At 36.0% G+C, this 13960-nt stretch carries 16 protein-coding genes; 7 read left to right on the top strand and 9 right to left on the bottom strand.

What is annotated here, in order from left to right; translation table 11 throughout:
* The first annotated feature begins 6 nt into the window (after positions 1-6).
* Positions 7-780 (top strand): hypothetical protein, encoded by a 774-nt coding sequence (locus GXZ72_04215; protein HHT18744.1) that lies wholly within the window; start codon positions 7-9, stop codon positions 778-780.
* Between the two features lie 274 nt (positions 781-1054).
* On the opposite strand, the gene GXZ72_04210 is transcribed toward GXZ72_04215, so the two are convergent.
* From GXZ72_04210 to GXZ72_04170, 9 genes are all read right to left on the bottom strand, one after another.
* A complete protein-coding gene (locus GXZ72_04210; protein ID HHT18743.1) occupies positions 1055-1486 on the bottom strand; it encodes an ACT domain-containing protein in 432 nt (143 codons plus the stop codon).
* A 62-nt stretch (positions 1487-1548) separates the two neighbouring features.
* Entirely contained in the window at positions 1549-2850 is a 1302-nt protein-coding gene (locus GXZ72_04205; GenBank protein ID HHT18742.1) for a phenylacetate--CoA ligase, read from the bottom strand.
* A gap of 274 nt (positions 2851-3124) precedes the next feature.
* On the bottom strand, positions 3125-3823 hold the full coding sequence (locus tag GXZ72_04200) for a superoxide dismutase (GenBank protein HHT18741.1): 699 nt from the start codon (positions 3821-3823) through the stop codon (positions 3125-3127).
* 547 nt (positions 3824-4370) lie between these two features.
* Positions 4371-4880 (bottom strand): ferritin, encoded by a 510-nt coding sequence (locus GXZ72_04195; protein ID HHT18740.1) that lies wholly within the window; start codon positions 4878-4880, stop codon positions 4371-4373.
* Positions 4881-4903: 23 nt separating this feature from the next.
* On the bottom strand, positions 4904-5065 hold the full coding sequence (locus GXZ72_04190; GenBank protein ID HHT18739.1) for a rubredoxin: 162 nt from the start codon (positions 5063-5065) through the stop codon (positions 4904-4906).
* Between the two features lie 342 nt (positions 5066-5407).
* Positions 5408-5566 carry a rubredoxin gene (locus GXZ72_04185; GenBank protein HHT18738.1) on the bottom strand — a complete coding sequence of 53 codons (159 nt, stop codon included), beginning with the start codon at positions 5564-5566 and terminating at the stop codon, positions 5408-5410.
* 353 nt (positions 5567-5919) lie between these two features.
* A complete protein-coding gene (locus GXZ72_04180) occupies positions 5920-6315 on the bottom strand; it encodes a universal stress protein (protein ID HHT18737.1) in 396 nt (131 codons plus the stop codon).
* Positions 6316-6382: 67 nt separating this feature from the next.
* Positions 6383-6937 carry a flavin reductase family protein gene (locus GXZ72_04175; protein ID HHT18736.1) on the bottom strand — a complete coding sequence of 185 codons (555 nt, stop codon included), beginning with the start codon at positions 6935-6937 and terminating at the stop codon, positions 6383-6385.
* A gap of 96 nt (positions 6938-7033) precedes the next feature.
* Entirely contained in the window at positions 7034-8767 is a 1734-nt protein-coding gene (locus tag GXZ72_04170) for an ABC transporter ATP-binding protein (GenBank protein HHT18735.1), read from the bottom strand.
* Positions 8768-9443: 676 nt separating this feature from the next.
* Here GXZ72_04170 and GXZ72_04165 point away from each other — a divergent pair.
* The 6 genes from GXZ72_04165 (at position 9444) to cbiT (ending at position 13652) form a co-directional block, all read left to right on the top strand.
* Positions 9444-9971 (top strand): nicotinamide-nucleotide adenylyltransferase, encoded by a 528-nt coding sequence (locus tag GXZ72_04165; protein HHT18734.1) that lies wholly within the window; start codon positions 9444-9446, stop codon positions 9969-9971.
* Positions 9968-10405 carry a molybdenum cofactor biosynthesis protein MoaE gene (locus GXZ72_04160; GenBank protein HHT18733.1) on the top strand — a complete coding sequence of 146 codons (438 nt, stop codon included), beginning with the start codon at positions 9968-9970 and terminating at the stop codon, positions 10403-10405. Before GXZ72_04165 ends, GXZ72_04160 begins: the two co-directional genes overlap by 4 nt.
* A gap of 78 nt (positions 10406-10483) precedes the next feature.
* Entirely contained in the window at positions 10484-11152 is a 669-nt protein-coding gene (locus tag GXZ72_04155; GenBank protein HHT18732.1) for a hypothetical protein, read from the top strand.
* Positions 11153-11254: 102 nt separating this feature from the next.
* The gene (locus GXZ72_04150) at positions 11255-12418 is read left to right on the top strand and encodes an HD domain-containing protein (GenBank protein HHT18731.1); all 1164 of its coding nucleotides are present in this window, start codon (positions 11255-11257) and stop codon (positions 12416-12418) included.
* Between the two features lie 113 nt (positions 12419-12531).
* A complete protein-coding gene (locus tag GXZ72_04145) occupies positions 12532-13092 on the top strand; it encodes a UbiX family flavin prenyltransferase (GenBank protein ID HHT18730.1) in 561 nt (186 codons plus the stop codon).
* Complete coding sequence (gene cbiT, locus GXZ72_04140) at positions 13089-13652, top strand: precorrin-6Y C5,15-methyltransferase (decarboxylating) subunit CbiT (protein HHT18729.1); 564 nt, start codon at positions 13089-13091, stop codon at positions 13650-13652. Before GXZ72_04145 ends, cbiT begins: the two co-directional genes overlap by 4 nt.
* Positions 13653-13960 lie beyond the last annotated feature (308 nt).

Raw genomic sequence — 13960 nt, 5'->3', positions numbered from 1 at the left:
TATGTTATGGTTTCCAGTGAAGAAATAAAAAGAAGATTAGCAGCTAAAAGAAAAGGTGAACAACCTTATCAGGAAAAACCACCAGCAGAAGGATATGTTAACTGTCCTGAGTGTAACACCCCCAATGTAGAGGGTGCTAAGTTTTGTGTGGGGTGTGGAGCATCCCTTGTTGACAGTAAACCTGAACAAGATACTGTGATTTGTCCACAATGCCAAGCAACAAATCCTGCTGATGCTAAGTTTTGTGTGGGGTGTGGAGCATCCCTGGTTACAGAAGAAGTTGCAGATACTCAAGATGAAGATCAAACCAGTGATTTCAAGTTATGCCCATCTTGTAACCAGAAAAATGAGATAAATGCAAAGTTTTGTGTAATATGCGGACACAAATTTCAAGAATCAGTTAATGTTGATGAAGCACCTGCTGAGCCAACAGAAAAAGTTGCTGCTGAACCAGTAGAAGAGGTAGTTTCTGAACCAACACCAGAAGTAGTTGAAGAAATTCCCGAAACCAAAGATATACCTGAAATAAAAGTACCTAAAGACTTAAAATTAGATACTGCTGAAATGGAAGCAGAACCAGTTCAAGATAGTGCGGTTGATGAAGAAACTGTTCAATCAGAACCAGCCGAGATTGGTGAAACTAATCAATTAGATGAATCTGATAAGGAAAACCTTGACCCTGTGGATAAAATCAAAAAGGCCAAAGACCTTTTGGATATTGGTGCCATAACCCAGGAAGAATTTGAACAGATTAAAAACAAATACTTGGAACGTATTTAAAAAAAACATTGATTGGGGAGTCAGCACAAATTATACTCTGACCCCCACCCCCTTATTATCATTTAAACTTTTAAAATAATTTATTTTTTTAAAACAACATAATTACTGGTATTAATGAAAGATGTAAAAGTCCTTTATTAAGAAATAATCTCAACTTTATTAAGGAAATCATCTCTAATCAAGCTATTATTTGTTTATAAATCGAGTACAATTAAAAAATAAGAAAAATTGAATATTTTTTTTTTAAAATGGATGATTAATGTTTTCACTAGATCTAAAGTATGTTGACTTCTTCTGTTGAGAGAATTGTAACTCCACCATCTTCTAAAACTCGTATACTTGCGTTTAGGTCTTCAGTACGTATTACAACAATTGCTTTATTGGTTTTCTTTTCAACAAAGGCGTAGAGATATTCAACATTCACATCTGCATTATTCAAAAGTCCCAAAACAGCATCCAATCCTCCAGGCTCATCAGAAACTTCCACGGCAATAACATCATTTACTTTTACCACGAAATTGTTCTCAACCAGTTTTTCTTCAGCCAACTCGGGTTCTGGAACAATCATGCGTAATATACCGAATTCTGAAGTATCGGCAATGGACAGAGCTCTGATATTCACACCAGCATTAGACAATACATTCAACGCTTTCCAAAGTCTTCCTTTCCTATTTTCCAGAAACACTGAAATTTGTTTTATCTTCATTTCACAATCCCCTTTTTTATTTACATCCCTCAAATTCTAACTTAATTTGGATTATCTCTGATTTAATTTAAATTTCGTTTATCTACAACCCGAATTGCTTTACCTTCGCTTCTAGGTAAACTTTCAGGTTCAACCAAATTAACAGCAACTCTTAACCCGATTTCGTCATGGATTTGTTTTTCTATAGATTTTTTCACTTGTTCCACATGTTTTACTTCATCAGAAAAAAGTGCAGGGGAAGTTTCTACATGAACTTCTAGTTCATCCAGTTGCTGTGGTCTGGTGATAACGATCTGGTAGACTGGTTCCATTCCAGGTATTTTTAGTAGGGCTCTTTCAATCTGTGATGGGTAAACAATAACTCCCCTAATTTTTAGCATATCATCTGATCTTCCAGTGATTCGGTCCATTTTAATATTGGTCCTACCACATTTGCAAGTCCCCTGATGTAGTGCAGTTATGTCCTTGGTTCGGAAACGTATTATTGGCATTCCCTCCCTGGTAAGTGTTGTTAAGACAAGTTCTCCTTTCTCGCCATGGGGTAATGTTTTTAGTGTGCTTGAATCAATGATTTCTGGATAAAAATGATCATCGAAGATGTGAAGACCTTTTTTAACTTCGCATTCCTGGGCCACTCCCGGGCCAATAATCTCAGTTAACCCGTAAATATTCAATGCTGAAATGTTTAGTCGTTGTTCAATTTGGTTTCTCATTTCCTCAGTCCACATCTCCGCACCTAAGACTCCGGCTTTAAGTTTAAGATCTCTGGTATTAATGCCCTCTTTTTCCAATACCTCTGCCAGGTACAGGGCATAACTAGGGGTGCAAGTGATGATTGTGCTCTGGAAGTCTTGCATTATCTCGATCTGACGTTGGGTGTTACCAGCACTTATGGGAATTACAGTAGCCCCGACTTTTTGAGTTCCATAATGTATGCCTAACCCTCCAGTGAAAAGACCATAACCATAACAATTTTGTATGACATCTTTCCTTGTGGCACCAGCCATGCTAAGTGCCCGGGCCATAACTTCGCTCCAGATGTCAATGTCTTTTTCCGTGTATCCAGAAACAGTTGGCTTTCCAGTTGTTCCAGAGGATGTGTGAACTTCCACAATATCATCACTTGGAACTGCGAACATGCCAAAGGGGTAGGCGTCCCTGAGATCGTTTTTACTGGTGAATGGTAATTTCTCAATATCTTCAAGGTTCTGGATATCTTCAGGGGCCACGCCTTCCTTGTCAAATCTATGATGATAATAGGGCACATTATCATAGGCTTTTTTAACTACTTCTTGTAATCTATTAAGCTGCAATTCTTCTCTTTCCTGGACTGACATGCACTCAGCCTTCTCATTCCAGATCATTTCCTACACCTCGATTAATGAAAATTATAACAGAACTTATTAGCTTTAATATCAAAAATCTAATTGATGTTAATTGATATTACGAATATTCCCTATTAAATCCTTTTTTTAGTAATTCAGTATATAATTTCAATTATAAAAGGAATGATATTTAATTATTACTAAAATTTTCCTGCACAGTTGAATATGGGCGACAAATAACTGGGATTACCAAATTTACTTGGATTTAAAAAAATAATTCTAAAAAAAAGGAATATAAAAGAGGAATGACTTATTATATGGTTTTAAGCCAATTATCGAAATTTTCTTTGAATTCTTCAAGTTTTATGTCCAGTATTCGGCGATTATCAACCAGATTGAGACTACCAGCTAATAATTCGATTTCCAGCCGTCTGTTTACTTCTTCCCAGTTTACAATGTTCCAAAATGCCCCTACATAGTCTGGTCGCACATTTTTATAGTCCAAGTAGTAGGCGTGTTCCCATACATCCAGCACCATTAAAACTTGGAAGTGAGGTATTACATTTACATTGTGTTTTTCGATTTGTGTGATGAAAAGGCGGTCTGTAGCTCGGCAAACTGTTAAAACAGCCCAACCTGAACCTTCAGTGCTAATTGCTGCTTGGGAAAATTCCTGTTTAAATCTTTCGAATGATCCGAAATCTCTATTAATATATTTGGCAAGGGTTCCGGTGGGTGCTCCTCCTCCTTTTGGTGCTGGTGCCATGTTTTCCCAGAAAAGTTTGTGGAGTACGAATCCACCTACATGGAATGATAATTCCTTGGCCACGGCTTTAACATCAAATTCCAAATTTGAACGGCTGTCAAACTTGTTCAAGATTGCATTAGCACCATCAACATATGCTTGATGATGTTTTTCGTGGTGTATCTGCAACTGTTCCTCAGAAATGTGAGGTGCCAAATCTCCATATCCATAGGGAAGTGGAGGTAGTTCATATATTTTTTTTGCCATACTATTTCACTCCTTTGGGATTTCAAGTATTATTTCAGCCATTACCTACCATTTGCAATATTTTTTGGTAGTATAACCACTAATCGAAAATATAATTGTATTTATACTAGTTCACACCTCTTTAAAACCGTCCACAATATAGCAGTATCCTTGTTTGCGGGTTAACCATTCCACCTAATTTTTTGTATCAGTTATAATTGGGAATGGGATAATTCTACACGTAGATTATTATTTAATTGTCAAACTTTTCTCCTAAGGTAATGTCATTATCTGGATGATACTGTGTACTACTCATAATTTTTATCATTATTTTTATTTATTAGTTTTTATTTACCTTGGAGTAATGAATCTTAGATTTTAAGACTCGATTAAAACATTTTAAAAAAATGATATAAGTTCAGTTTAAAAAAAAGTTCCCAACATGTTTTTTCTTAGTTTACTATTAATAACAAGTTCATTGATTAAGTGGTTTTAAAAGAACATGTAGTTATTGTAGGATATTAATTTCTAAAAAAAAAGAGAATTGATTGAAAAAAATAGGTTTTTTTTATTCGTCGGTGGGTGTGTGGAATATTCTTTGCCCTAATTCCTGGTCCAACATGTAAAGTCCTCTATTTGATTCTCCAGCCATTTTGACTTTTTGGAGAACTCCACTTGAAGACTCTTCTTCTTCTACTTGTTCGGCTACAAACCATTGGAGGAAGTTGTTGGTGGCATGATCTTTTAGTTCAATTGCCAAGTCAACCAAGTCATTTATAAGCCCAGTAACCATCTTTTCATGCTCATAAACTTGTTCAAAGACGGATAATGGAGAATCCCACTCTTTTTCAGGTGTTTCTATCTCAGCAAGTTCCACTCTGCTACCTCGCTGCACCAAATAATCATAGAACTTCATGGCATGGCTTAACTCTTCCTGAGCTTGGATTCTCATCCAGTTTCCAAATCCTGGTAAGTCCTGGTCTTCGAAATAAGCAGCCATTGCTAGGTAGAGATAACCAGAATATAGTTCTCGGTTTAATTGGAAGTTCAGAGATTCCTGCATCTTCTCATCCAACATCAATATCAGCCCCTATTAATTCTTTAATCTACAGGTTCGAACATGTCTTTACCAGCACCGCACAATGGACACACCCAATCATCTGGGAGGTCTTCGAAGGCAGTACCAGGAGCTATTCCTCCTACGTCATCTCCTTCTTCAGGGTCGTAGATGTATCCACAAGGTTTGCACAAATATTTTTGCATGTTTAAACACCTCTTTTTTAATTAAATTCATGGTAAGTTCATGAAATTGAAAAATTCTAATTAAGTCCAGATAGCACGTTTTTTATCAATTTAGGACTTATTTCACCAGCATAGTTGGATGGGCTGGTAACTCTATTATGTAATTCATCCCAAGCAAGTCATGGTTTTATTTTCCACTACTCGTCTTTATTTATAAGTAAAGTTGCAACCATTGTTTGGCACTTATTTTTTTACCAAAGTATAGATAATACCTTTTTTTTAGATGATTATTTTTTTTTAATTATTATTTAAAAAAGGGGTTTTTTTTTAAAGAGAATTGTCTTCTATTGGATGGTATTAAGTTTATAACTTTATAAATCGGAATTTCCCAGCTCCACATTTAGGGCAGGTCCAATCTTCGGGTAAATCTTCAAAGGCGGTTCCAGGGGGGGTGTTGGTTCTTGGTTCTCCATCTTCAGGATCATAGATATAATTACATACTTTGCATTTGTATCTGTGCATTATAAAAATTCCTCCCTACATCAATAAAAATCTTTTTCATCTAATCTAGACTTATAATCTTCTACCATAACCTTTGAAACTCTGACATAATTTTTTTTGTTACAATAATTTTTTATATCTTTATATTCATTTCTGATTAATAATCCTATGGGTGTATCCTATAGTTTATTTTTAAGGCTTAATTTCTTCCAATAACTAAAAATACTTGGAATAAGTTTAAAAACAGGATTAGACAATGATGAAACTATCTGGGTTAATTAATAGTTTTGGTGTTTTTTGGTTTATGTGTGATAATATTGAAGTTCATAGAGTAATTGCACGTGTTTTATCTTTTTCACGAAAAATTAGTAAAATCATTTAACCAGTAAAACTGGTATGTCAACTTTTTTGATGGTGTTTTCAGCAACACTGCCCATTACCAATTTTTCCAAACCTGATTTTCCATGGGGGCTTATAACCACTATATCAGCTCCTGCCTTAGCAGCGATCTTTTTCATATCATGTAAGGGGCTTCCTACAATCAATATTTCATGGACTTCAACACCAGTTTTTTGTCCCTTCCTTTGAACATTGTGGAGAATAGTCTTTCCCTCATCCTCCAACACCTCGTAGGGATAGATTAACTTATCATCAATGATATGAACTGCAACCACCTTAGAGTTCAAATCTTTCGCCAAGGCCAGGGCCATATCTTCTGCCCTTTCCGCATATTCTGATCCATCTGTAGGAACCATTATAGTGTCAAACATGTTTATAACCATCCTATTATTATTTTAAACCCTTTTTTCCTAAATTCTATTTATAACTGGGAGTTTTTTAATCTCTGAGGATCCGGCGATGATCCCCCACAACAAAATCTTTTCCACCCAGGTGCAGTATGGGTTTTGTTTTTTCCACATTTAAGAGTCCTTCTTTAATAGCATCTTCCCGGGCAGCACTTTTTAGCACTTCACCTACTACTAAATTGTGGTCACCGCATTCAAGAATTTTCTGGACCCGACATTCCATATGGGCAATGCTTTCTCTAATCCAGGGTGGTGCAACTTTTTGTGAGGGCATCTGGGTCAATCCAGCTTTTTCAATCTCATTAACTCCGTGGGGGAATTTCTCACTGGTAACCCATAATTCAGGGAGTATATCTGCAGATGGAATGTTTATTACCATTTCATTGGTTTGTTCAATGTTTTGGAAAGTATGATGGCTGGGAACCGATGCTATTGCAATTAAAGGTGGATTGATGGATACAGGCATGGTAAATGAAAAAGGAGCAGCATTAACCTTCCCATCAGGGCTAATGGTAGTTACTATGATTGTTGGTCGAGGTGCAAGCACCCGGTAAAAGTATTCCAAATCCAGTTCTGCAAATTCCATATTTTCACAACTCTTCTTAGTTTAATTTGAATTGAACGTTATCTACTATGATGCTGGTTTTTTTTTAAAAAATTTCTTCCAATCCCTTTGGTCATACTATTTTTCGGCAATTTTTTTCTTCCAATCCTTATTGTCCTTAAGATAATCTGCACCACAGCTTTTAATGAATTCATCACATTCTTCATCTGGATTTCCATCACCAATCATCTTACCTTCATCCATACGTATTGCCCTGGTAGAAAGTTCTTCAATAAAATCAATATGATGGCTGACCATAAGAATAGTAGTATTAAATTCCTGATTGATATGTTTCAAGGAGTTTGAAACCATTCGAAGAGTTATTGGGTCCAGATCACCAAATGGTTCATCTAATATTAGGACTTTAGGTTTTGATGTTAACACCAGTGCCAGTGTGGCTCTAACCTTTTGTCCGCCTGATAATTCATATGATCGTCTGTTAAGAATATCCATTGGCAAATTCAAAGCTTTAAACACTGGTTCTGCATATTCTTTAATTTTATTATCTGGAAAACTCGGGAAAAGTGTTTCCAAAATATCTGAAGAGAGACCTATCTGTTCGAGACGATCTTTAGCTTCGTTTTCAGGCAGATCGGTTAAATTGTAAAGGACATCTAATGCAAGGTCACTTATGCCTAATTCTTCTGCTTTTTTCTTGGCTTTATCCACGACTTTAATTCCTTTAACACCTAATCGTGCTGCAATTTGGTCCCGAACACGGGCATGGTGTACTAGAGCGAATTCTTGGTGCATGAATCCCATTTGTCTTCGGACTTTCATACGGTTAATTCCTGGCTGATGCATATCCACCCATTGATCGTCGAGTTTAAATGACACTGTTCCTTTGTCTGGCTGGTCTAGACCACCGATAATACGGAGTAAAACTGTTTTTCCAGCACCACTGGGACCTATTAGGGAAACAATCTCACCTTCTTTAATATCAAAAGTAATGTCCTTTAACTCTAGAACATTACCTCCTTTAAGGAGATAAAATTTCCTTTCCAAGTCTTTAGCTTTAATCAGTTTGTCACCAAACTTTTTTGGACTTTCATCGATTATTTCAGGTTCCATATCTCCCAGGAATCTTTTTATTATATCATCTGGTGTTCCTTCATCAACTACGCGTCCTTCTTCCATTAATACCAGTCGTTGAGATAAGTAATGATGAACTTCAGGAAGGTGTGATACTAATATAACAGTAACACCTAAATCCTGATTGATTTTTTTTATAGAATTTAATATTTCCTGTTTAGTTTTAGGGCATGACATAGTGGCGGGTTCATCTAACAGGAGAACTTTTGGTTTTTTGGCTAATTGTCGGGCCATAATTAGTCTTTGTTTTTCACCACCACTTAGCACTGGTGCAAAGTGATCAGCCTTATGATCCAAACCAACCACTCGGAGAATTTCCATAGCTTCGTCTTCAAATTCATCGTAAGCAAAATCAAAATCAGTTAATGCTTCATCACCGTATTTCGCACCATACAATTTTCTTATAACATTATTCAATGTTGTTTCAGACCATAATCCGAAGGATCGTTGGAGATGGATTGCAGTTACTTCGCGTAACTTGCGAAAGTAGTAACTGCTTGAGTCTGGAGTCACTTTAACATCACCTATCTCTATTTCTCCCTGGTCAAATGGTTCCACACCCCTCAATACACGTAGAAGAGTACTTTTTCCAGACCCACTTCTCCCAATAATGCCTAAAATTTCTCCCTCTGCCACTTCTAAGTTAACATTATCCAGTGCCTTAATTTGAGGGCCATCTTCCATTGTGAAAGTTTTTGATAGATTTTTAATCTTAATCATACATATCACCATATAATCTTGTTTTAATCAAATCGGGTTACCATTAAGTGTTAAAATAGTTAATCATCCATAAATATAAGACACTATTTCTTCTTACACAACTCCGGATATATAGCTTATCCTATTTTTATATTGTGCATTTTTTTAAAAACTATAAACATGCCTCGGGCAACTAAAAAAAAAATTCTAAATCGGGTTATCCCAGTAAATATAGCATTTTATAAATTCATCTGTAATATAATTTTGTTTTAACCCATACTAAGGAATATTAATTGTCAAACATTGTTTTTATCTATTATTATCTGATAATTTATCAAGTTGATGAATTTTGGTTAATTATTTATGGTTGCATATATAAAGGTAACTAAGAAAGCCTATTTAAGAAAAGTTCAGATTTATACTATTACAATTTTACATTAAACAATTAAGAAGGGGACATTGATTTGTGTATGGGTTGTGGACTGTGTGGCTTTCAACTTCCAGGCCTTTGCATGGTATTGATGGTTCAACTATTAAGCCAGAATAGTTATGGTTTAAAAATGATGGTATCAGAGTTAAAAAAGTAGAAAACATATCAAATGATGTATCTCATAAAAAGGAATATTGAGAGAGTAACCAATATTTTTTTTTTAAGATTTAAAGATAGAATAAAAAATATAATTGATGGTGTGTTATTATGAGAGGACTGCTTGTGGGAAGGATGCAACCAGTGCATCAAGGACATCTGCAAGTAATTAAAAGGATCTTAGAAGAAGTGGAAGAAGTGATTATTGGTATTGGCAGTGCGCAGCTTAGCCACACCATAAAGGATCCTTTCACTGCTGGTGAACGGATGATGATGTTAAGTAAAGCACTGGCTGAAAACGGTATTCCTGCTTCAAATTATTACATCATACCAGTCCAAGATATTGAGTGCAATTCCCTCTGGGTAGCTCATATGGAGATGTTAACCCCTCCCTTTGAACACGTGTATTCTGGTAATCCCCTAGTCCAGAGACTATTCACTGAAAAAGGATACCAAGTTACTCAACCACCACTTTTTAACCGAGAAATCTATTCTGGCACTGAAGTCAGACGCAGGATGCTTGCTGATGAAAAATGGGATCAATTACTCCCAGAATCAGTAGTTGAAGTTATTCATGAAATCAAGGGCATTTCCCGAATCAAACACTTGGCCAGAAAAGAGGTTAGTGATACAAAATGATAATAGCAAAAATCATTAATAACGATCAAATCGTCACCCTTGGACATTTAACTAAACAATTTAAGGAACACCCCACTATTGATGAGTGTGGAGCAATATTCACCTTTGAAGGAATAGTGAGAGCTAAAGATCCCTTAAAAACCACTGATAGGATCATTTTAAGCTCACCTCACCCAGAAAAAACTGAAGATAAACTTGAAATCATCCTTAAGGAAGTAAAAAAAAAGCATAAAGTTAAATTTATAGGGGTAATTCACTATTTAGGCCAGTTTAAACCGGGCGAACCAATGTTCCTGGCTGCAGTGGCAGGGCCGCACCGTCATGAAACACGGGCTGCCCTGGAAGAAATTGTTGAAAGGGTGAAATATGAATTAGACTTCAAAAAAGAGGAACAAGGAAGTGCAGGGACTAATATAATCATGTCCGGAGGTTAACTTTCTTTCTCCAAAATAGGCAATTATTTTAGTCAAATATTAATAGGTTATTTTCATTGCAGATAGGGAAGAATTCCAATGTCTAAGAAAGTTTCTCTAAATTTTTCTGATAATAAGTATGTTACATTTTTAATAAGTCTTTATCAACGTAATAAACTGGTTTTAGCAATTTCTGCCGGAATTTTTTTAAGTTTCTTATGTTTAGGTATATTGTTTGGCTATTTTTCATCAAACTTCGTAGAGAATATTCTCAAAAAATATTTAAAACTACTTAGAGGAACTATTGTTGAAATAACCACATTTTCAATATTTCTGAAAAATCTACAAGCAATTCTAATTATGTTCTTTGGTGGGATTATCATAATAGTTCCCGCAATAGTTTTATCATTTAACGGATTCTTTTTAGGGGCTTTTTTTGGATATGTAATGCATGGCAGTATTAACACTGCTTCTGGTGTTTTTACAACTTGGCATTTGATTGCCTTCACAATGCCTCATGGTATTTTTGAACTTCCAGCCCTTGTAATAGCTGGTGCAGCAGGATTCAGGATTTCAACCCTGATCATCGGCTTAATTAAAAATATAATAATAAAAAAACCAGTTAAGGAGCAGTACTGGAAGTTTAAGGATTCGGTTGTATTGCTGGCAATTGCCATAGTACTGCTAATTATTGCCGCAATAATTGAAGCAAACTTCACTCCGATTATAGCATACTACCTTACTGGTTTACCAGTAAGTTCACATTGATTCAAGAAAATTATAATTTCATCATCACCAAAAAAAGAAATGAGCAATAGTATATCTAATGAATGATCTAGAAAATTATGATTAAGTGGAATGTAGAGGGGGATGAACTTGAAGTCTATAAGGGACAGTGTACATGGAAACCTTCAGTTAGAAGAGTTCGAAGTCCGTTTAATTGACACACCAGAAATACAGCGCCTAAGGCGGATTAAACAACTAGGATTTACTTATCTAGTATACCCTGGTGCCAACCACAGTCGCTTCGAACACTCCATTGGCACCATGTATCTAGCTTCACGCTTGGCTGGAAATCTAGGTTTAGATGAACATACCCAGACCATGGTTAGAAGTTGTGCCATTCTCCATGATGCAGGTCATGGCCCCTTTTCACATGTTTCTGAAGGAGTAATTGACACATCCCATGAAAAACTCACCTATAAACTCATTAAAGAATCGCAACTAGGTGACATATTATCAGAAAAATTTACCATCAAGGAAATAATCACAATCATCAGTGGAAAAGGGCCATTAGGGCAAATAATATCCGGAGAACTTGATGTAGACAGAATGGATTACTTATTACGAGATTCTTATTATACTGGGGTTGCATATGGGGTGATAGATGTTGAACGTCTCATTTATAATATGAAACTTGAAGATAGGTTGTTACTTAAAGAAAAAGGAGTTCAAGCTGCTGAATCAATGCTACTTGCCCGGTATTTCATGTATCCGAGTGTTTACCAGCACCACACAACCAGAATTGTTAATTCCATGTTCAGACGCTGCCTCAAGAAACTAATCAAAAACAAGATTGTCAACGGCAACGAGATATATAAATATGATGATACAGATATTATTTCAGCTGCCAGGCTCCAAAAAGGTTACATCAGGGATATCATCACTCGAATAGATACCAGACAACTTTATAAACGTGTCTACTCCCTCAAAATCGATGAGACCATTAACCCAAAATCTCTATACAAATTGGAGTTAAAGATCAATAAAATTGAAGCAGAAATAGCCGAAGAACTGGGAGTTCACCAAGACCACCTATTAGTAGATATCCCCGAATACCCAACATTCCATGAAATGACCACTCCAGTATCAGTTAATGGAGATACTGTAACATTAGGGGATGTTTCTAACTTGGTTAAGACTTTAAAGGATGCTCGGTTCAACCATGCTGATCTGTGCATATACTTGCCAGAACAATACGCTGACCATGCATTAAAACTTAACTTCCAAGAATATCTGGAAATCCCTGATTAAAACTTCAATCACATCATATTATTAACAGAATCCCCAGGGAATCCGAGCTTAAAAATATAAACAAAGCAAATAAACATTGCAATAATGAACATTCATGATAAATAGTGATTTAGATGATAGTTGTAGCTATTACAGGAGCAAGCGGTGTTATTTATGGTGTCAGACTCTTAGAAGTTCTTAAAAAAATGGAAAAAGACACTGCACTGGTGGTAACCGAACCGGCAAGGATAATACTGGAATATGAAATGGGAATCAATGAAAACCACCTTAAACAACTTTGCAACCATTTTTACCAACCAAATGATCTTACCAGTGCCATTAACAGCGGGTCATGTCGGTTTGAATCAATGATCATAATTCCTTGCACCATGAAAACCGTTTCAGCAATATCAACCGGATTTGCTGATAATGCAGTTACCCGTGCAGCAGATGTAGCCTTGAAAGAGAGAAGGAAACTGATACTAGTTCCCAGGGAAACACCTTTACGCACAGTTCATCTGGAAAACATGTTGAAGATCAGCAAAGAAGGTGGCATAATCATACCAGCAATGCCTGCCTTTTATCACCAACCCCAGAACATAGATGAATTAGTTGACTTTCTAGTAGGTAAAATATTGGATGTACTGCATATCGACCATCACCTATACCAAAGATGGCAAGGGGAAGTGCCATGATACCTGATGATGATTTCATACAATCTGATCAAGTTCCCGGACCAAGCAAGGAAGAAATCAGGTGCCTGGTAATGTGCAAAGCTATGATAACCAGTGATGATGTGGTAGTGGATGTTGGTTGCGGTAGTGGTGGATTCACAGTTGAATCAGCTCAACTGGCCAAAAAAGTCATAGCCCTTGATAAAAATCCAGAAGCCATAAAAATTACTTCAAAAAATATTAAAAAATATGACCTTGAAGAAAAGGTACAACTCATTAAAGGAGATGCACTTAAAGTTATTGAAAAACTAGACTTCATCGATGTGTTCCTAGTGGGGGGGAGTAGCGGAGACCTATCACAAATAATCAGCAAGGGAATCGAAAAACTAACACCTAACGGTAGAATAGTGATAACATCTATTCTACTCGAAACAAGGGTAGAAGCAGTTCAAACCCTTAAAAATATGGGCCTTTCTCCAGAAGTGGTTGAGGTAACCATAGCTAAAGGGAAGATCATCCAAAGAGGTACTATGATGATGGGGAGAAATCCAATCACCATCATCTATTCAGTTAAAAAATGACTATATTAACCTAATCCAAAAAAGTTTTTAGGGACACTCCCATACTATTCCACATAAAATCACTATTTTCTTACTTATAAGTGTTTTACAAAACCTAATTCAAAATTAAAGAGATATTATCATTTCAAGTCCCAAAAATATAATTACCTGTAATTTATAGGAGGAAATAATGGATTTATCTAAAAATTTTGATTGGCGAGTGAAGCTTGGAATATTTCTGATTGTGCTATCTTCCCTGCTTTATATCAGCCATTATCTAATTTTTAATGATGCACATAGTGTACTTTTTTATATTGGAGCTGATATTG

Source organism: Methanobacterium sp., assembly GCA_012838205.1.
In the GTDB taxonomy this organism is placed as follows: domain Archaea; phylum Methanobacteriota; class Methanobacteria; order Methanobacteriales; family Methanobacteriaceae; genus Methanobacterium.
Note: the sequence above shows the minus strand (reverse complement) of the source record. Positions and strands in the feature narration are given on the sequence as shown.

Bases quoted from the DNA above. Each gene is read 5' to 3' on its own strand.
- GXZ72_04215 (HHT18744.1), top strand. From the start codon at position 7: ATGGTTTCCAGTGAAGAAATAAAAAGAAGATTAGCAGCTAAAAGAAAA.
- GXZ72_04210 (HHT18743.1), bottom strand. From the start codon at position 1,486: ATGAAGATAAAACAAATTTCAGTGTTTCTGGAAAATAGGAAAGGAAGA.
- GXZ72_04205 (HHT18742.1), bottom strand. From the start codon at position 2,850: ATGATCTGGAATGAGAAGGCTGAGTGCATGTCAGTCCAGGAAAGAGAA.
- GXZ72_04200 (HHT18741.1), bottom strand. From the start codon at position 3,823: ATGGCAAAAAAAATATATGAACTACCTCCACTTCCCTATGGATATGGA.
- GXZ72_04195 (HHT18740.1), bottom strand. From the start codon at position 4,880: ATGTTGGATGAGAAGATGCAGGAATCTCTGAACTTCCAATTAAACCGA.
- GXZ72_04190 (HHT18739.1), bottom strand. From the start codon at position 5,065: ATGCAAAAATATTTGTGCAAACCTTGTGGATACATCTACGACCCTGAA.
- GXZ72_04185 (HHT18738.1), bottom strand. From the start codon at position 5,566: ATGCACAGATACAAATGCAAAGTATGTAATTATATCTATGATCCTGAA.
- GXZ72_04180 (HHT18737.1), bottom strand. From the start codon at position 6,315: ATGTTTGACACTATAATGGTTCCTACAGATGGATCAGAATATGCGGAA.
- GXZ72_04175 (HHT18736.1), bottom strand. From the start codon at position 6,937: ATGGAATTTGCAGAACTGGATTTGGAATACTTTTACCGGGTGCTTGCA.
- GXZ72_04170 (HHT18735.1), bottom strand. From the start codon at position 8,767: ATGATTAAGATTAAAAATCTATCAAAAACTTTCACAATGGAAGATGGC.
- GXZ72_04165 (HHT18734.1), top strand. From the start codon at position 9,444: ATGAGAGGACTGCTTGTGGGAAGGATGCAACCAGTGCATCAAGGACAT.
- GXZ72_04160 (HHT18733.1), top strand. From the start codon at position 9,968: ATGATAATAGCAAAAATCATTAATAACGATCAAATCGTCACCCTTGGA.
- GXZ72_04155 (HHT18732.1), top strand. From the start codon at position 10,484: ATGTCTAAGAAAGTTTCTCTAAATTTTTCTGATAATAAGTATGTTACA.
- GXZ72_04150 (HHT18731.1), top strand. From the start codon at position 11,255: ATGAACTTGAAGTCTATAAGGGACAGTGTACATGGAAACCTTCAGTTA.
- GXZ72_04145 (HHT18730.1), top strand. From the start codon at position 12,532: ATGATAGTTGTAGCTATTACAGGAGCAAGCGGTGTTATTTATGGTGTC.
- cbiT (HHT18729.1), top strand. From the start codon at position 13,089: ATGATACCTGATGATGATTTCATACAATCTGATCAAGTTCCCGGACCA.